17 protein-coding genes and 1 tRNA gene are annotated in these 19418 nt (G+C 45.5%); 15 read left to right on the top strand and 3 right to left on the bottom strand.

Going from position 1 to position 19418, the window contains the following annotated elements; translation table 11 throughout:
- Window positions 1-4 precede the first annotated feature (4 nt).
- The gene (locus ACYCS5_RS05435) at window positions 5-328 is read left to right on the top strand and encodes a hypothetical protein (protein WP_230585102.1); all 324 of its coding nucleotides are present in this window, start codon (window positions 5-7) and stop codon (window positions 326-328) included.
- 86 nt (window positions 329-414) lie between these two features.
- Here the strand turns inward: ACYCS5_RS05435 and ACYCS5_RS05430 are convergent, their stop codons facing one another.
- From ACYCS5_RS05430 to ACYCS5_RS05420, 3 genes are all read right to left on the bottom strand, one after another.
- Window positions 415-1179, bottom strand: coding sequence for an exodeoxyribonuclease III (locus ACYCS5_RS05430; protein ID WP_029518401.1), 765 nt, complete (start codon window positions 1177-1179; stop codon window positions 415-417).
- A 16-nt stretch (window positions 1180-1195) separates the two neighbouring features.
- Window positions 1196-2275 (bottom strand): hypothetical protein, encoded by a 1080-nt coding sequence (locus ACYCS5_RS05425; protein WP_069011259.1) that lies wholly within the window; start codon window positions 2273-2275, stop codon window positions 1196-1198.
- Between the two features lie 311 nt (window positions 2276-2586).
- Window positions 2587-2660: transfer RNA gene (locus tag ACYCS5_RS05420), tRNA-Arg, on the bottom strand.
- A 257-nt stretch (window positions 2661-2917) separates the two neighbouring features.
- Here ACYCS5_RS05420 and ACYCS5_RS05415 point away from each other — a divergent pair.
- The 14 genes from ACYCS5_RS05415 (at window position 2918) to hemC (ending at window position 19417) form a co-directional block, all read left to right on the top strand.
- Entirely contained in the window at window positions 2918-3826 is a 909-nt protein-coding gene (locus ACYCS5_RS05415) for a hypothetical protein (protein WP_318628059.1), read from the top strand.
- A gap of 143 nt (window positions 3827-3969) precedes the next feature.
- Window positions 3970-5283, top strand: coding sequence for a trigger factor (gene tig / locus ACYCS5_RS05410; protein WP_028541569.1), 1314 nt, complete (start codon window positions 3970-3972; stop codon window positions 5281-5283).
- Window positions 5284-5694: 411 nt separating this feature from the next.
- Window positions 5695-6285: an ATP-dependent Clp endopeptidase proteolytic subunit ClpP gene (gene clpP, locus ACYCS5_RS05405; RefSeq protein ID WP_016324659.1), complete on the top strand. Its 591-nt coding sequence runs from the start codon at window positions 5695-5697 to the stop codon at window positions 6283-6285.
- 12 nt (window positions 6286-6297) lie between these two features.
- Entirely contained in the window at window positions 6298-7554 is a 1257-nt protein-coding gene (clpX, locus tag ACYCS5_RS05400; RefSeq protein WP_013311623.1) for an ATP-dependent protease ATP-binding subunit ClpX, read from the top strand.
- Window positions 7555-7664: 110 nt separating this feature from the next.
- Entirely contained in the window at window positions 7665-8783 is a 1119-nt protein-coding gene (gene ispG, locus ACYCS5_RS05395; RefSeq protein ID WP_025718670.1) for a flavodoxin-dependent (E)-4-hydroxy-3-methylbut-2-enyl-diphosphate synthase, read from the top strand.
- A gap of 218 nt (window positions 8784-9001) precedes the next feature.
- Window positions 9002-10729, top strand: coding sequence for an ATP-dependent protease LonB (lonB, locus tag ACYCS5_RS05390; protein WP_029518404.1), 1728 nt, complete (start codon window positions 9002-9004; stop codon window positions 10727-10729).
- A gap of 110 nt (window positions 10730-10839) precedes the next feature.
- Entirely contained in the window at window positions 10840-13176 is a 2337-nt protein-coding gene (lon, locus tag ACYCS5_RS05385) for an endopeptidase La (protein WP_023989969.1), read from the top strand.
- 18 nt (window positions 13177-13194) lie between these two features.
- The gene (gene yihA, locus ACYCS5_RS05380) at window positions 13195-13806 is read left to right on the top strand and encodes a ribosome biogenesis GTP-binding protein YihA/YsxC (protein WP_029518405.1); all 612 of its coding nucleotides are present in this window, start codon (window positions 13195-13197) and stop codon (window positions 13804-13806) included.
- Between the two features lie 287 nt (window positions 13807-14093).
- Entirely contained in the window at window positions 14094-14681 is a 588-nt protein-coding gene (locus ACYCS5_RS05375) for a hypothetical protein (RefSeq protein WP_029518406.1), read from the top strand.
- Window positions 14682-14949: 268 nt separating this feature from the next.
- Complete coding sequence (gene speD, locus ACYCS5_RS05370) at window positions 14950-15348, top strand: adenosylmethionine decarboxylase (protein ID WP_025365654.1); 399 nt, start codon at window positions 14950-14952, stop codon at window positions 15346-15348.
- 246 nt (window positions 15349-15594) lie between these two features.
- Window positions 15595-16989, top strand: coding sequence for a glutamyl-tRNA reductase (gene hemA / locus ACYCS5_RS05365; RefSeq protein WP_459760923.1), 1395 nt, complete (start codon window positions 15595-15597; stop codon window positions 16987-16989).
- 16 nt (window positions 16990-17005) lie between these two features.
- Window positions 17006-17833, top strand: a complete 828-nt coding sequence (gene ccsA / locus ACYCS5_RS05360) for a cytochrome c biogenesis protein CcsA (protein ID WP_459760922.1) — start codon at window positions 17006-17008, stop codon at window positions 17831-17833.
- Between the two features lie 8 nt (window positions 17834-17841).
- Entirely contained in the window at window positions 17842-18489 is a 648-nt protein-coding gene (locus tag ACYCS5_RS05355; protein WP_069011260.1) for a precorrin-2 dehydrogenase/sirohydrochlorin ferrochelatase family protein, read from the top strand.
- A 1-nt stretch (window position 18490) separates the two neighbouring features.
- The gene (hemC, locus tag ACYCS5_RS05350; protein ID WP_029518410.1) at window positions 18491-19417 is read left to right on the top strand and encodes a hydroxymethylbilane synthase; all 927 of its coding nucleotides are present in this window, start codon (window positions 18491-18493) and stop codon (window positions 19415-19417) included.
- Window position 19418 lies beyond the last annotated feature (1 nt).

Raw genomic sequence — 19418 nt, 5'->3', positions numbered from 1 at the left:
TCATATGTGGATATGGATGATGACGGGCGGGCAGCCGTTTGGCTATGATCATAGGGGCCTATCCTTGAAGCTGGAGCCCAAGCTGCCAGGCTGGCTGTTCACAGCTACAGGTGAGCTATCTTTCTGTTTTCTCGGAAGCTGTCAGGTGACTTATTTTAATACGGATCGCAAGGATACTTATCCACCGGAATGCATAGTGACCCAGTATGTACTGCATTACGCTAGTGGCGAAAAGAAGACGATAAGACAGGCTATATTAGATCATAAAGAGGCACAAGATGTGAGAGAGCGGTTGATTTCCCGTATCGAGGTATATTTGGGGACATAGCTCCATTCATTAAAGCGGTCATGCTGCAATAACAGAGCATGACCGCTTTTTAAAGTTTCATAAATCCTTGTGTCAGGGCAGGGGACTTATGCTGAAATATCTTGCAACTCCAATATCACAGGACAGTGGTCACTGCCTGTAATATGACAATCAATGTTCGCATCCATCAATAGCGAACGAAGTCTCTCCGAGACGAGGAAGTAATCGATCCGCCAGCCAATATTCCTTTCTCTCACCTTTGGCATGTAGGACCACCAGGAATAAACATCCGTCCGGTCAGGATAAAAGGTTCTGAAGGTATCTATAAATCCGGCGTCTAGCAGCTGTGACATGCGTTCCCGTTCCTCAGGCGTAAAACCGGCATTTCCGTAGTTAGCTTTGGCGTTTTTGAGATCGATCTCCTGATGAGCTACGTTCAAGTCTCCACACACGATGACAGGCTTCAAAGCATCCAGTTGTTGCAGGTAGCTGCGAAAACGGTCTTCCCATTCCAGTCTGTAGGGCAGTCGGGATAAGTCCCGTTTGGTATTTGGTGTGTACACATTGACGAGATAAAATTTTTCGAATTCCAAAGTGATGGTTCGGCCCTCCGGTTCTTCATTTTCTTCAAGTCCATAATGCACAGAGAGCGGCTTGATTTTGGTGAAAATAGCCGTGCCGGAATATCCTTTTTTCTCAGCATAATTCCAGTATTGTGTGTATTCCTCCATGTTTTCCATGAGGATCTGCCCTTCTTGAAGCTTCGTTTCCTGTACGCAAAAAATATCGGCATTCGTTTCTTTTAAATAAGTATAAAACCCTTTGGTCACACAGGCTCTTAAGCCATTTACATTCCAAGATATTAATTTCATTTGATTAATCTCCTTGCTACTTCACGCGGTCAAGCGATGTGATTTGTATATCCTTTGTTGACATAAGCTTATAAATGTCTTCTATCTTGACTTCATAGGTCTTTTCATCAAAATGGTCCTGACCAAACATATAATCGTTTAGTTCTATTGCCTTAAGGTTTCGGTTGGTATTCATAGCCGAAGGGAAGTATTCGATGTCTAATGAGGCTTTATTTCCGGCCAACACTGTTTTGAGAACTTTTGCAGTTTGTAATACCCGTTCTTTTTCCAATGACAATCCTGAGTCAGTTAGATCCTCGAATACAATTATACGAATATATTGATCGCCGACCGCTTCGGGATTCAGTTTAAAATCGTCGTATTCTTTGATCATTTTATCTGTTTCCCCTTCTTGCACCCCAGAATGAACAGCGGCTGCATCATTGTATAGCTTCTGTATAACAGGTTTGAGCTTCATGTCCAGTTGGCTCTCCCAAAGGGCGTTAAGATATTTTTCTCTAAATGGGACATCCTCATAAGGACGCTTGGTCATGTTAAAGAGGACGGAAGGATGACGATTAGAGATCGCCTCCATGGTATATTCAGTGAAGGGAATACTATGATAGCTAATATTTTGAATTTGAAAGTCCTCTCCGTATTTCTGCTCCAGATATTGCTCTGATTCTGCGGCTACGTTGCGTTTATTTTCACCTGTTTGTGTAAAAGGTTCTATAATATCTACGTATTTCATTGTGACTGCAAGAAGTAGAAGTGTAGCTCCCACAGTGAGACTGAGCAACATGCGCCATTTGGAAGGCAACGATGCACTTGTCGGCGCGCTACCCACATTGCTTGTAATTTGAAAAGATCGTATTGTAAAAATAATGCCTAAAATGTGGAGAATAATGGCCAGCGGTCCCGAAATAATAAGCAGGTATCCGAGAGAAAATAATGTAAAATAGATCAGAATTCCCTGTGTGATGATCAGAGCCGCTCCTCCAATCATATAGGAAGGAATGGCGAGATAAAACATACCCAATCCAGTACCTAATATAGAAAGCAAAGTGGCAACAAAACGATGAATTTCCCGCGACTTTTGGAGTTTATTCGTAGTCAAGGGAGTCAGCCAACCTCCTTTACTTCAAAATGGTGTAACATGATAGATGATAGCAATATCTGCGTTTTATTGAAAGAGTAGTGACTTGAAACCAGCGCCTAAAGTAGCGTGGCAGACTATTCTTTCTACATTATTTATCATCAAAAAAAGCTCCCTTGCGGAAGCTTTTTTTGATGTAATTTATCAAGAGAGATACTCTCCCTATGGTTGACTGCGAAGTATAGGCTAACGATGCCGATGGGCCGACGTTCCCCTGTGAGTTATTTCATGAGAACAAAAAAAGCCTCCATTATGGAAGCTTCTTGTTATGACGTCCCAGGAGGGATTCGAACCCCCGACCGACGGCTTAGAAGGCCGTTGCTCTATCCAGCTGAGCTACTGGGACATAAAATTCAAGCGAATATTAATATATCATATGGATAAAAGAAATTCAAGTCTTATTTTGCATATATCGCTTATTTAGGCTTTATACAGCATAAATTCTGAGTAGACGTAGTTTTTTTTGCCTTATAAAAGGGTATGTTAGAATACAGGTGAATATGTGTAAGACGAGTGGTTGGACTTCGGCTACTGTTTCTCATATAATCTACAAATACTTGAGCTTGTGAAGGAGAGGGGGTGCCTTGAATAAAGGACTCCAAGGTGACGACAAAAGAAAATAATATTGTATTGTTTCCGAAGACACTGGACTATTATCAAATCCAACTTACTGTGATGCTTGAAAACGAACGTTACGGAGAGGCGATGGCGATGCTGCGTTTTTTAATGCAGTGTCAGGGACAGGAGCAGAAGCAATACGATGAATGGAACGCTCTATTACAATGGCTGGAAGCTGCATTTCCACAGTACGCTGACAGCGGGGCGATAACGGACGCTGTGGAAGAAGAGGTCAGTGAAGTAGAGTTAGCTCGCCGTCATGCACGCTTTAAGCAGGAGCAGGATGCGGGCTACGGCAACAAGCTGTTGCGGATGGCTATGGATGAACCCTTATCCGAACAGACGATTTTAGCGTTGGAGCAGTTGTCCTATTTGGAACTGCCAGAAATCGACGATGCCTTGCTTCGCTGGATTATGGACCGGGAAATCCATCCTTTACTTCAATTCCGTGTTCTACAGACAATGCGACGACGCGGAATGGAAGGGACGATAGAAATCAGACGGGGTGATGAACAAGCGGAAATCGACATTGAAACGGTTCCGTTACAGCCTGGTGATTTTCCAGAGTCGATTATGCGTATTTTGGAACGGGTGGCTGATCAGACTGAGGTGCACGAGCCTACACTATTCTATTTTGCACAGGAGTTGTGGTCACAGTTTGTGATGGCAGTATACGGTACGAATGATTATAGATCCATGTTGGTGGAAGAGGACGGAATGCCGGATATTTGGGCTGCAGCACTCCATCAGACCGTTTCGGAAAGTTTGAACGGTAATAATAATGAGGAAGAAACCCGTGCTATATATGGCATTACAGATGCGTTGCGCTTTCGTTTTGAGCAGGCGTATCGGTCGATGCGACTATTCGTAGCGGCGGGAATGCACACTCCTTAATGACCGGAAACGTTTACCTGTGAAGCATTCAAAGGGCTGCTCTTGAAAAAGACAGTAATGTTAGATATACTATAGTGGTTATTTTGTGTGCGTTGATTGTAATGAAAACTAAGTGAAGATTTTGTTGGAGGGGAAAGCATAAAATGAAAGCAACTTGGGAGAAAATAGAGAAGAACCTTGGGGTTCTTGAAGTTGAGGTTGACGCGGATCGTGTAGCCGCTGCACTCGACAAAGCTTTTAATAAAGTGGCAAAACAAGTAAGTGTACCTGGATTCCGTAAAGGTAAAGTACCACGTCCTATCTTTGAAAAACGCTATGGTATTGAAAGTCTGTACCAGGATGCAATTGACATCCTGTTGCCAGAAGCTTACAGCCAAGCTGTAGAGCAAACGGACATCTTCCCGGTTGACAGCCCTGACGTTGAAATTGATCAATTTGCTAAAGGCGAATCTTTCAAATTCAAAGCAAAGGTTACTGTTAAACCTGAAGTGACTTTGGGCGATTACAAAGGCGTAGAAGTGCCTGTAAGCAAACTCGAAGTAAGCGACGAAGAACTGGCTCAAGAACTGGAGCGCCTGCAACAACGTCATGCTGAACTGGTTGTCGTTGATGAAGATGCTGCTCAATCCGGTGATACAGCTATTATTGACTTCGACGGTTCCGTGGACGGTGTACCATTCGAAGGTGGACAAGCTGAGAAGTATTCTTTGGAACTGGGATCTAACACATTCATCCCTGGTTTTGAAGAGCAAGTGGTTGGTTTGCACACTGGCGATTCCAAGGACGTTGAAGTAACGTTCCCTGAGAACTACCATTCTGCTGACCTCGCTGGCAAACAAGCGGTATTCAAAGTGAAAGTTCACGAACTGAAACGCAAAGTTCTTCCTGAACTGGACGATGAATTTGCTAAAGATGTAAGCGAATTTGACACACTGGCTGAATTCAAGGAAGACTTGAAAAAGCAATTGTTGGATCGTAAGGAAAACGAAGCTAAAGCAGCCCGCGAGGGTGCTGTAGTGGAGAAAGTTGCTGAGAATGCAACAATCGACATTCCTGAAGCAATGGTGAAGAGCGAAGTGCAAAACATGGTTCGCGATTTCGACAACCGTTTGCGTAGCCAAGGTATGAACCTTGAAATGTTCCTTGGATTCTCTGGTCAAAGCAAGGAAGACCTGGAAGAGCAAATGAAAGCTGATGCTGAGAAGCGCGTACGTAACAACCTCGTGCTGGAGCAAGTGGCTAAAGCAGAAAACATCGAAGTTTCCGAAGCGGAAATTGATGAAGAACTGAAAAACATGGCTGAAGCTTACAAACGTTCAGTTGAAGAAATCCGTAGCATTCTGGAAGGTAACGGCTCGTTCGCTAACCTGAAAGAAGAAATTTCACTGCGCAAAACCATTGCTTTGTTGGTGGAAAACAGCAAAGAAGTAGAAGCGCCAGTTGAAGCTGCTGAGTAATTCAGACGATAAAATATACGGAGTATGCTGTAACAAGCTGAAACGTAGTAATTAGATAGGGATAAGGCACGTAGTGAAAGTTACGTGCCTTATTTTTACCTTTGATAACCCAAATTTTAGTCGTTTATGGAAAGTGCTGTGAGTCGCGTTTTCTTGTTTTACATAAGTCACTACCGTATATTTGCACATACATACGAAACATGGTTAAATATGAGAAGGTCTCGGCAGAGTGTACTGTAAATAGCCCGCACTGCATATATGAGCGCATGCAAATATGACACGAGACTCTGAACATGTTAAAATATTTTGTAAGGTGTTCACGTTTCATGCTTGCTGCTTCCGTTTTAATGGGACATAAGGAAGCGGATGAATACAGGTGTTCATTTTAATAAAGAAAAGAGGTTGGTCGTGATGAGTCTCGTCCCTATGGTTGTGGAACAAACGAATCGAGGAGAACGATCTTACGATATTTACTCGCGGTTGCTTAAGGATCGTATTATTTTCCTAAGTGGCCCGATTGATGACGATGTCGCCAATCTCGTCATTGCACAGCTATTGTTCCTTTCTGCGGAAGATCCAGAGAAGGATATTAATTTGTACATTAACTCGCCAGGCGGTTCTGTAACTGCGGGCATGGGTATATATGATACAATGCAATTCATTAAGCCGGACGTATCGACGATCTGTGTAGGCATGGCTGCAAGTATGGGTTCGTTGCTGCTAACAGCGGGTGCGCCAGGTAAGAGATACGCGCTTACCAATAGTGAAGTCATGATTCATCAGCCACTTGGTGGCATTCAGGGGCAAGCCTCCGATATGCTGATTCATGCGGACTGGATTATCAAAACACGTGCTAAGCTGAATCAAATCTATGTAGAGCGTACGGGTCAGCCCCTCGAAAAAATCGAACGTGATACTGACCGGGATTTCTTCATGGAAGCGGAAGAGGCAAAAGCATACGGTATCATTGACCAGGTGCTGTCTAAACCGATTAATCTGTAAAGGGGTGGCTCTATGTTTAAATTTAATGATGAAAAAGGACAATTGAAATGTTCTTTCTGCGGTAAATCTCAGGATCAGGTTCGCAAGCTTGTTGCCGGACCGGGCGTATATATATGTGACGAATGCATTGAGTTGTGTACGGAGATTGTAGAAGAGGAATTGGGTCATGAAGAAGAAGTAGATCTGAAAGACATTCCGAAACCAATGCAAATCCGTGACATTCTGGACCAATATGTTATTGGTCAGGATCAAGCGAAAAAATCGTTGTCTGTAGCGGTATATAATCACTACAAACGAATTAATACTCAAAACAAAATTGATGATGTGGAACTGCAAAAAAGTAACATCTTGATGCTTGGACCTACAGGTTCGGGTAAAACGTTGCTTGCGCAAACCATGGCTAAAATTTTGAACGTTCCTTTTGCTATCGCAGATGCCACTTCCCTTACGGAAGCAGGTTATGTGGGTGAAGACGTTGAAAATATTTTGCTGAAACTGATTCAAGCTGCCGATTATGATGTAGAAAAAGCCGAACGCGGCATTATCTACATTGACGAAATTGATAAAGTAGCCCGCAAATCCGAAAACCCGTCCATTACGCGTGACGTTTCGGGTGAAGGTGTACAGCAGGCGTTGCTTAAAATTTTGGAAGGCACGGTTGCTTCTGTACCACCTCAAGGCGGTCGCAAGCATCCACATCAAGAGTTTATTCAAATTGACACCACGAATATCCTGTTCATTTGCGGTGGTGCCTTTGATGGTCTGGAGCAAATGATCAAACGTCGTATCGGTAAAAAGGTTATCGGCTTCAACGCTACCAGCGAACAAAAAGATCTGAAACCAGGCGAATATACTTCAATGGTATTGCCTGAGGATCTTTTGAAATTCGGTCTGATACCGGAATTTGTAGGACGCTTGCCAGTAATTTCTACGCTGGAGCCGCTTGATGAGAACACATTGGTTCGTATTCTGTCCGAACCGAAAAATGCGTTAACCAAGCAATACCAGAAGCTGCTTGAGCTGGATAATGTGCAACTGGAGTTTAAGCAAGATGCTCTGGAAGCCATTGCTCGTGAAGCGATCAAGCGTAACACGGGTGCCCGTGGCCTTCGTGCGATCATCGAAGGTATTATGCTGGACGTAATGTATGAGGTTCCTTCCCGTGAGGATGTGACTACTTGCGTCATCAATGAGCAGGTTGTAAAAGACAAAATCGCACCGGAACTCGGTGGTACAGATAAGGATAAAAAACAAGAAGAGAGCGCCTAAGGATTGATACTTCGCGATCTCTAAAACATGAGAAGCCGGATCTCCACTTCACTAAACCTGTATGAGGTTTTAAGGGGTGGAGGTTTGGCGTTAATGGGAGAGAAAAGTACATGTTCTTAAGACAAGACACACGTCCCGTTAAAGTCGGGAATCTGACGATTGGCGGCAGCAATGAAGTCATCATCCAAAGCATGTGTACAACTAAAACAGCAGATGTGGAAGCAACTGTAGCCGAGATTCTTCGCTTGGAAGAAGCCGGATGTCAACTGGTGCGGGTTACCGTCAACAATGAGGAAGCTGCCGCAGCCATTAAGGAAATTAAAAAACGGATTCATATTCCGCTAGTTGCAGATATTCACTTTAATCACAAGCTGGCTCTACTGGCAATTGAAAATGGGATTGATAAAGTTCGCATTAATCCAGGTAACATAGGACGACGTGAAAAAGTAGAAGCTGTCGTGAAGGCATGTAAGGAAAAAGGGATTCCGATTCGAATTGGTGTGAATGCCGGGTCATTGGAACAGCATTTACTTGATAAGTATGGCTACCCTACGCCAGAAGCGATGGTAGAAAGTGCGCTGTATCATATCGGGATACTGGAAGAACTTGATTTCCATGACATTATCGTGTCACTGAAGGCGTCTGATGTTCCTATGGCGATTGCTGCTTATACGAAGGCCGCTGAAATTATTAAGTATCCGCTCCATCTGGGTATTACCGAAGCGGGTACACTCTTTACGGGTACAGTTAAAAGCGCGGCAGGTATGGGCGCTTTGCTAGCATCAGGCATCGGCTCCACAATGCGTATTTCACTTAGTGCTGATCCGGTGGAAGAAGTGAAGGTAGCCCGTGAGTTGCTCAAGACGTTTGGATTAATCACAAACGCAGCTACATTGATTTCTTGTCCGACTTGCGGACGTCTGGATATTGATCTGTTCTCTATTGCCAACGAGGTAGAAGACTACATTGCAAAACTCAAGGTACCGATTAAAGTATCAGTACTGGGTTGTGCAGTAAATGGCCCGGGTGAAGCGAAGGAAGCTGATATTGGAATTGCCGGAGCGCGCGGTGAAGGCCTTTTGTTCCGTTATGGAAAAATGATTCGCAAAGTACCTGAGGCTGATATGGTGGACGAATTGAAAAAAGAAATTGATATCATCGTCAAAGCATATGAGGAAACAGGGAAAATACCTGGACGTGAAGAACGTCATACCGCCGAGAAGGTGTAGGCAAAAAGCAGTTATTATAAAGAGGCATAGTCATAATCTATTGTCATCATTTAAACGCCGTGGAGAGCAGCTCTGCTACAGAACTGTTCTTCGCGGTGTTTTTGTATTTCTCTCTGATCTTTTGAAAGACCGCCGTTTAGCTATCGCGGAAAAGGAAATACTGTTTTTCATAGAGCGGCATTTTTAAAATTGCTGAGATGAGAAACGGAGGAAATACGATGGACTTGACTATGATTTTGTTATTGGTGCAAATGTTTTTCGGGATTGTTATTGGTCTGTATTTCTGGAACCTCCTGCGGAGCCAGAAAACGAACCGTAGTGCGGTGGATCGGGAATCCCGCAAGGAATTGGATAAGCTACGCAAATTGCGTTCTATTTCACTTACCAAGCCGTTGGCTGAACGCACACGTCCTGCCACATTACAGGATATCGTGGGTCAGAAGGATGGACTGCGCGCGCTCAAGGCTGCGTTATGTAGTGCGAATCCGCAGCATGTCATTATTTATGGCCCGCCGGGTGTAGGGAAGACAGCTGCTGCACGCGTTGTGCTGGAAGAGGCTAAGAAGAATCTGTCCTCTCCGTTCAAGGGAGACGCCAAATTCACGGAGATTGATGCTACGACGGCCCGCTTTGATGAGCGCGGTATTGCAGACCCGCTGATAGGTTCAGTGCATGATCCAATCTATCAAGGGGCAGGAGCGATGGGGGTAGCGGGTATCCCACAACCTAAACCCGGAGCTGTGACGAAGGCGCATGGGGGGATGCTGTTCATTGATGAGATTGGTGAGCTGCATCCAACGCAGATGAATAAACTCTTGAAAGTACTGGAGGATCGCAAGGTATTTTTGGAGAGTGCGTATTACAACTCGGAAGATTCGAATACTCCTGCTTATATCCACGATATTTTCCAAAACGGTTTGCCAGCCGATTTTCGTTTGGTGGGTGCGACGACCCGTTCGCCGCATGAACTGCCACCTGCGATTCGCTCCCGGTGCATGGAGATTTATTTCCGTGCCTTGCAGCCACAGGAGATTGCTCGTATTGCAGAGGATGCCGTCCACAAGCTAGGCTTTGGCCCTTGTCCTGAGGCGGTAGAAGTTGTACAGCGTTACGCAACGAACGGTCGGGAGGCGGTCAATATGATCCAGCTGGCTGCTGGTTTGGCACTTACCGAGAAAAGGGAATGTCTCAATGCTTCCGACGTCGAATGGGTAGCGGGCAGTAGTCAAATTCAACCGCGTCCTGACCGAAAAATACCAGGCTTGCCGCAAATCGGATTTGTTAACGGATTAGCTGTATATGGCCCGAACATGGGGATGCTGCTTGAAATTGAAGTTACAGCAGTTCCGGTTCCTGAGGGAAAGGGCAGCTATAATATTACGGGGGTTGTGGATGAGGAAGAAATCGGAGGCGGGTCCCGTACACTGCGCCGTAAGAGCATGGCTAAAGGTTCTGTAGAAAATGTTCTAACCGTTTTGCGTACGCTCGGATTGTCTCCGTCGAATTACGATTTGCATATCAATTTCCCTGGGGGTACGCCGGTAGATGGCCCGTCCGCAGGAATTGCGATGGCAACAGCCATTGCTTCCGCGATGCGGGGAATTCCGGTGGATCATGAAATTGCAATGACTGGCGAAATTAGCATCCATGGTCGTGTCAAACCGATTGGTGGTGTATTAGCCAAGGTTGAAGCCGCTTTTCAGGCAGGAGCCAAAAAAGTGATCATTCCGCAGGACAACTGGCAAGCTCTTTTTGACAGCATTGAGGGTTTAAAGGTGATTCCCGTACAGTCGGTTACCGAAGTGTTCCGACATGTGTTCGGGGAAGAGATAACGTCGGATTCGCCTGTACATGCGCCAATTGAGACTTTTCGCCCATCCCAATCTTCCTTGTTACAGGCTGATGGAACGCATAACGGGACGATATCAGATACAGGATCTTGCTGATGAACCACCCTTTCATTGGTTTTTTCATAAAACATTTGATAAAATATGAAAGATAACAACTTGAGGATTGTAAAATCCGGAACCTGAGAATCACTGGAGGTGCGAAAGCGATGGGACCCACCAAGACAAAAGGTCGTCGTTTTCCTTTGCTGCCTTTAAGAGGGCTTCTGGTCTACCCGAGTATGGTTCTGCATCTCGATGTGGGCCGGGAAAAATCGGTCAAGGCTTTGGAAAAAGCGATGGTTGAAGACAATTTGATTCTCCTGTGTTCTCAATCAGAAGTAAATATTGAAGAACCTACACAAGAGGACATCTTTCGAGTCGGCACGGTAGCCAAGGTACGCCAGATGCTCAAACTTCCTAATGGAACCATTCGAGTATTGGTGGAAGGGCTGGAACGGGCCGAGATTATTCAATATACGGACAATGAAGAATATTACGAGGTAATGGCGAAGGAGCTGCACGAGGCAGAAAACGTACAGCCTGAGACGGATGCGCTAATGCGCACTGTATTAACTCAGTTCGAGCATTATATCAACTTGTCCAAAAAGGTAACACCGGAGACTCTCGCTGCGGTATCGGATATTGAGGAGCCGGGACGGCTAGCAGACGTAATCACAAGTCATTTGACGCTCAAAATTAAGGAAAAGCAGGATATACTGGAGACGATCGACGTTACTCAGCGTCTGGAGAAGCTTCTGGATATTTTGAACAATGAGCGTGAAGTACTGGAGCTGGAACGTAAAATCAACCAGCGTGTGAAGAAGCAGATGGAAAAGACGCAGAAGGAGTATTATCTGCGTGAACAAATGAAGGCAATTCAGAAGGAACTTGGCGAGAAGGAAGGTCGCGCGGGAGAAGTTGAAGAACTGCGCAACCAGCTAAGTGAACTGGAGTTGCCTGTTCCGGTGAAGGAGAAGGTCGAAAAGGAAATCGATCGTCTGGAAAAAATGCCGGCAAGCTCTGCCGAGGGTGGCGTCATCCGTAATTATGTGGATTGGTTGTTAAGCTTGCCATGGAACAAGTTTACCGATGATGATCTGGATATCGTCAAAGCTGAAGAGGTACTTAATAACGACCACTACGGATTGGATAAACCCAAGGAGCGTGTATTGGAGTATTTGGCTGTACGCAAGCTGGTGAAGACCATTAAGGGACCGATTCTGTGTCTCGTGGGTCCGCCAGGGGTCGGCAAGACCTCGTTGGCCCGTTCGATTGCCAAATCCATGGGTCGGGAATTTGTCCGCATCTCTCTCGGAGGTGTGCGGGATGAAGCGGAAATCCGCGGTCACCGTCGGACTTATGTTGGTGCGATGCCGGGGCGGATCATTCAGGGGATGAAGACCGCAGGAACGTCTAATCCAGTATTTTTGCTGGATGAGATTGATAAAATGGCTTCCGATTTTCGAGGAGATCCATCGGCGGCATTGCTCGAAGTGCTTGATCCTGAACAAAACAATACGTTCAGTGACCATTTTGTTGAGCTGCCGTTTGACCTGTCCAATGTGATGTTTGTAACGACAGCCAATGCTGCACACAACATCCCGCGTCCGCTAATGGACCGCATGGAGACGCTCTATATTCCTGGCTACACCGAACTGGAGAAGCTGGAAATCGCCAATCGGTACCTATTGCCCAAGCAGAAGAGAGAGCATGGCTTGGACGAGGAACAACTGGTTATCGGGGAGGATACGCTACTGCGTGTCATTCGCGAATATACGCGTGAATCCGGTGTGCGGAATCTTGAGCAGCAAATGGCTTCTCTGTGCCGCAAGGCGGCGAAGTCCGTTGTATCTGGTGGCGAAGGACCAATTCAAATCACACCGGATAATCTGAAGGATTATCTGGGTATCGCTAAATTCCGTTACGGTGTTGCAGAACTGGAGGATCAGATCGGTACGGTTACAGGCTTGGCATGGACAGAGGTCGGTGGTGAAACACTGATGATTGAAGTGACGGTCGTACCTGGTAGTGGTAAACTGATTCTTACGGGTAAACTGGGAGACGTTATGAAGGAATCTGCACAGGCGGCATTCAGCTACACCCGTTCCAAAGCAGTTGATCTGGGCATTGAACTAGACTTTTATGAGAAAAATGATATCCACATTCATATTCCTGAGGGTGCGATTCCGAAGGATGGTCCATCTGCGGGAATTACTATTGCTACCGCGTTAATTTCAGCTTTGACCAACCGTCATGTATCCAAGGATGTGGCTATGACGGGCGAAATTACTCTGCGCGGCCGTGTATTGCCGATTGGTGGTTTAAAAGAGAAGTCGCTGGCTGCCCACCGGGCAGGCTACAAAAAAATTCTGCTTCCCAAAGATAATGAACGGGATTTAAAGGATATTCCCGACAGTATCCGGCAGGATGTTGAATTTGTCCCCGTTGCCCATATGGATCAGGTGCTAAAGCATGCTTTGGTTGAGCAGGCAAGGGTACATTAGAGAGGAATTAAGGACACAATGAAAGTAACAAAAGCAGAATTTATAATAAGTGCGGTTGGTCCCGATCAGTTTCCTGTGGACGCTTTGCCAGAGATTGCTCTGGCGGGGCGCTCCAATGTAGGAAAGTCTTCATTGATTAATCGGTTGATTAACCGTAAAAATTTGGCGCGTACCAGTTCTACGCCAGGTAAAACCCAGCAACTCAATTATTACCGGATTAATGATGATCTCTATTTTGTCGATTTTCCCGGTTACGGTTACGCCAAGGTATCCAAAACGTCCCGCAAGGCTTGGGGGCAGATGATTGAGTCTTATTTGCTGGAGCGTGAGCCACTCAAACTGGTGCTTCAAATGGTAGATTTGCGCCATCCGCCGTCCAAGGACGATATCATGATGTATGATTGGCTACGTCATAACGGGCTTCCCGTATGTGTTGTAGGCACGAAGGCAGATAAAATCCCTAAAACGCGGCGAGAAAAGCATTACAAGGTAATCAAGCAGGAACTCGGAATACTTCCCGGGGGATTGTTTATCCCCTTTTCATCCGAAGAAGGTATGGGCAAGGAAGAGCTGTGGTCTGTCATCTCCAGCTATATAGAGAATGACGAAGAAGAGCAGACGGAATTGTAAGGCTAGGGACGTCCTTGAGGACGTCCTTTTTTCATGGTTCGGGCTTCAAAAAAATAAACTTACTAAATAGGTGGGAATAATATATAATAACAAAAAGAACTCGTGGATTTTAAGCCGAAAAGTGAGTATATGGGGGATAATGCAGTCTCAACCCCATCATTTTGCGTTTATTTCCGATGTATGGCGGGAATTTATGATTTGATGTGCAAGAAAAGCACTTTAGGTCTGATGTATAATAAATTTAAAGCTTAAACTTATAGGTTCAGGAAAGAATTGAGGAGATGGGTATGGCTCAGCGGTTAGCCACAGAGTATGTTAAAACCACTTTGACCTTGTCGGAAACCCAAATGGACGAATTTTTGCGGGCAGTGGATGATCCCCAGGTGCATTACTATATTAAAGTTCTAGATAACGGAAGACAGGAAATCGTTCTGGAGCATAGTGCGGGTGAGGAAGTTCATTTGTTTTTTGAAGCCAAAGAGGGAGCGTTTGTGTGTGAATTGACTTGTCGCTTAATTCATCCGCAACTAACCCTGTTTATACGCAAACTTTTTGTTCGTTTTAAGGGCGAAGGCATCGTTTACCGAATGTATCAAGGATTCACTATGGTGTATTTTTATAATGAAGGTACGGTTCGTAAAATTATGGAGAAGAATGCCGGAGGCTCCAGGCTGGTATTCGAATATAAAAATACGGTGCAGGAATTGCAACAGCTTTTTCAGCATCAGAACGTCGAAAATGAAATATCTGACGTATATCATCTCATTAATTCGTTGCTTGACCAGCGGAATTTGGCGCGTACTTTCTCGGAGTTGGAACAGATTGACCACAAGCTTCGAATGAGTTGCTCAAAATTATTTGCACTGGAAGCTTAATAAGGCATGAATATATGGAATGAATCGTTATGCCGTGTAGTCCCTTTCTTTACCGAAATAGGCTTTTTTATTCTTAAAAAATGATTGCATTTGCTGCACATAGATGTTATTTTTAATCTCGTTGAAAATGAAATGTAGGAACCAGGATTCACTCAGGACATTGAATGTTGCGAGAGGTTATTCCCTCGGGAAGTGAATGACGTAGGTCCTAGCGGATGAAATTTTTCCAAACATTTTATTCCTAGGAAGGGGGAACCGAAAGATGGAATTGGAGTACTCAACTTTCGGAAGACACGTTGCCGTAGATACTTGGGGTGTTGAGTTTGAATTACTGAATGATGCGCAGTTTTTGGAGGCTCAATTAGTTGAAGCAGCTGAAGCTTGCGGAGCAACGGTGATGTCCGTTCAATCCAAGCAGTTCGAACCACAGGGAGCTACCGTGCTTGTACTGTTGTCGGAGAGTCATCTCTCTATTCATACGTATCCTGAGAGAGGGTTTGCCGCTATTGATTGTTATACTTGCGGTGAGACTGTCGATCCGCAGCTGGCTATTGATTACCTGGTATCCGTTCTAAAACCGAAAAAAACATATGCGAAAAAGCTGATTCGCGGCTTGGGAGAACTTCAGGTGGAATCACCAGAGTGCAAGCTGGCTGAGTTAGTGTAAATCGTTTTTTATGGAGCCGTTTGTGCGTCCTATATTATAGCCATGGAACATTTCCGTGGTTATTTGTTTTAAAAGTGGTCTACACTAAATCAAATCATACAGAACGTGCTGGTTTCATGAAAGCTATTCAATTTTCATAAACAATTCATAAAACAGCCGGAGGAGATTCGGACTTCTGTGATATAATTAACATAGTTTATGATAACAGTGGTTATTCTTATTACAGTTTAGGCAGGTGAATTTGCAATGCACATCGTCGTTGTTGGGTTGAATTATCGTACGGCGCCTGTGGAAGTCAGAGAGCGTTTTACATTTGCAGAACAAGATTTGCCAAAAGCGCTGGAGCAACTCAAACTTACCAAAAGTGTGTTGGAGGGCGTAGTTGTCGCAACCTGCAATCGGACTGAAATATATGTTGTAGTGGACCGCCTTCACATGTGCGGCTATTTTATACGCAGTTTTATGGAGCAATGGTTTGGCATTCCGCGTGATCAATTTACACAACATTTATATATATATGAGGACGAGCAGGCGATTCGGCATTTGTTCCGTGTGACTTGTGGTCTTGATTCTATGGTAATCGGAGAAACACAAATTTTGGGACAGGTAAAGAACGCTTTTCTTCAGGCTCAATCCCAGAAAATTACGGCAACGTGGTTTAATATGTTGTTTAAGCAGGCCGTCACATTGGGCAAGCGTGCCCATTCAGAGACATCTATTGGAGAAAGTGCCGTATCTGTCAGCTATGCAGCAGTTGAGCTAGGCAAACGGATTTTCGGGATGTTTACCGATAAAAAGGTACTGATTCTCGGTGCTGGTAAAATGAGTGAACTTACGGTTAAGCATTTGTACAGCGGCGGAGCAGCCGAGGTTATTGTAGCCAACCGAACCTTGTCCCGTGCGGAAGACCTTGCCTCCAAGTTCCATGGAACGCCGGTTACGATGGAGGAAGGCATGAATCGGTTGGCGGACGTGGATATTGTTATTAGCTCGACAGGTGCCCAGGGGTATATTCTGGATCGGGCTCGGGTTGAAGCAAGTATGAAACGTCGACAGTCCCGTCCTTTGTTTATGATTGATATTGCGGTTCCGCGTGATCTCGACCCGGCTATTGGTGAATTACAGAATGTTTTCCTGTACGATATTGATGATCTGGAAGGGATCGTGGAGAGCAATTTGGAAATGCGCCGTACCGAAGCTACAAAAATCGAGCATATGATCGAAGATGAGCTTAGCGAGTTTTATCAATGGTTGAAAACGATGGGAGTGCGTCCGGTGATTCGTGCATTACAGGAAAAAGCGGAGTCTGTACATCAGGATACGTTGGAAAGCTTGTTCAATAAGCTTCCCGAGCTGGATGAACGGCAACGCAAAGTGATTAGCCGTTTGACGAAGAGCATGCTGAACCAGATGATGCATGATCCGATCAATCGGGTAAAGGAACTGGCTGTCCAAAAACAGGGGAATGAGGCCCTAGACATGTTTAGCCACATTTTTGCTCTGGAGGATCGTTTGGATGACGCCGCTCAGAAAGTAGATAAAAGCGATGCATCTGCGTTAATAAAACCGGAAGCCGGTGTTCATGAAAAAACCGTTCAGGCTCAGGCTTTGCCAGCGTCGTTTGCGCCGGCCAGCCTGTAAAAGTGGGTGAACAGACGTGGCTTCAGGCATGCTTATATATGATTCAATGATTTATGTTTTTGCCCTGAGCCTTCTGTTTGTATTCTCGGATGGGATTCGTCGCAATGCGAATGCTAAACGGACAGGTACAGGGCTTCTTGTTGTCGTTCTGGTGCTCCAGCTTGCTTATATGGGGATAAGAACCTGGAATGAAGGGCACCTTCCTATTTTCGTGACCTACGATTTTCTATTTCTGTTTTCAGTTATTTTAGTGCTGATTTCTTTGATTTTGACACGTTATCAGCGTTCCGAATTTGCGGTATTGCTGCTTAATATTATTAGTTTTGCAGTGCTGGTGCTCAACAATATATGGATGGAGCCTCTCGACAATCCACTTGGAAATTGGCATACCGTGCATGGGCTGCTCCTGATTCATATTGCGCTGGCTAATCTTGGTTTTGTAGCGATGACGGTAGCAGCTGTATTTTCGGGGTTATATCTGTTTTTGCATCGTAAATTGAAAGTAAAGAAATGGAATGACACGATCAGACGCCTGCCGAGTCTGGAAATGATGGATCGGTATACGCATATGGCGCTGTTGATTGGTACTCCTTTGCTGGGAGTCTCTATTGTAGTTGCCGTTATTTCTATTATTGCTGAGGAACGCTGGCTTTTCTTGCTAGATACCAAGGTGCTGATGACAGCGATTGCCCTGTGTGTGTATATTATATTTTTAGTGAGCAAAAGATTGAATCAGCGTTCAGGGCTTGTGATGGCAAAGTGGGCATTGGTGGGCTACACGCTATTGATTCTTAATTTTTTGCTGAATTCCTGGTCTGTATTTCATCAGTGGACGGGAGAGTGAAAAGCCATTTGCAGCATTTTGTCCCGATTTCGTTGAATTGTAACAATAAGATCTGTTGTATTGTAGGCGGCGGCAGGATTGCGGAACGAAAGGTTAAGGGGATGATGGAAAGTGGGGCGTCCATTACCCTCATTAGCCCGAATATAACGCCGGATTTACAGGTCCTGGCCGATCACAAGCAGCTCCACTGGGTAAATCGCGTATATCGCGAGGGTGACCTCCAGGGAGCCTTTCTTGTATATGCCGCTACGAACCAGAGAGAAGTGAATAATAAGGTTGCGCATGAGGCCAGACAAAGGGGTATACTGGTAAATGTGGCGGATCGCTCGGAAGAGGGAGATTTTATAACGCCGGGCATCATCCGACGAGGGAGACTGACGATTAGTATCTCTACAGAAGGGGCAGGCCCCGCTGTGACCGCTGATATTACATCAGCCTTGGATACGTTGTTTGGTAGCGAATACGAGCCATATCTGGATTTCATGCACGATATGCGACAGATCATCAAACGTAAGATAAGTTCCCCACAGCAAAGGACTAAACTACTGAGGCGCTTGGCGAGTAGCGGAATTTTGGATCAAATACGCCGTCATGAATTTATGGCTTGGACCGAACAACAAATAGACCTGTGGATTGCGCAAAATCAGGAGGAATAACATGCGAACAATTGTGGTAGGCAGCAGACAGAGTGCGCTGGCGTTAACTCAGACCGGGCATGTCATTGAAGATTTGAACGCGCTATGCGCGGAGCATGGAATGGATTTGCAATTTGTCGTAAAGAAAATCCTGACCAAGGGTGATCGAATATTGGATGTAACCTTGTCCAAAGTGGGTGGCAAAGGGCTTTTTGTCAAAGAGATTGAACAGGCCATGCTGGCTGGTGAGATTGATATGGCAGTACATAGTATGAAGGATATGCCTTCCGAATTGCCGGAAGGGCTTGTCAACGGCGCTGTACCGCGTCGTGAGGATCCACGTGATTGCCTGATCACATTGGGCGCCGAGAGCCTGGAGGAATTGCCTCAAGGGGCAAAGGTGGGCACGAGTAGCCTGCGCAGAGCCAGTCAAATCAAGTCCATGCGACCTGATCTACAATTGGAGCCTGTGCGTGGGAATATTGATTCCCGTCTGAAAAAGCTGGAGACGGAAGGTTTTGACGCTATCATTTTGGCGGCAGCAGGTTTGCATCGGATGGGCTGGAAAGATCGAATTACATCCTATATACCGGAAGAAGACTGTTTGCCGGCGGTTGGGCAGGGAGCGCTGGGTATTGAATGTCGCGCGAGTGATGAAGAGCTATTGGCCTTGCTGCGCCTTTACAACGACCGGGATACCTCGGCTACCGTTGCGGCAGAACGAACCTTTTTGGGCGTGTTAAATGGGGGGTGCCAAGTGCCGATCGGGGCTCATGCCGTCTGGGCTGGTCAAGAAATCAGCCTTACGGGCATGGTAGGCTCGCCAGATGGCGAGGTTATTTTGAAGGAAACGCTCCAGGGAAATGATCCGCAAAAGCTGGGAGAAGCGGTGGCGGCCAGTTTGATAGCCAAAGGAGCAGAACAGATTCTGGCGCAGGTGAGGGGATGAT

The organism is Paenibacillus sp. SEL3, assembly GCF_054602585.1.
The sequence above is the reverse complement of the archived record's forward strand: the minus strand, read 5'-3'. Positions and strand labels throughout refer to the sequence as shown.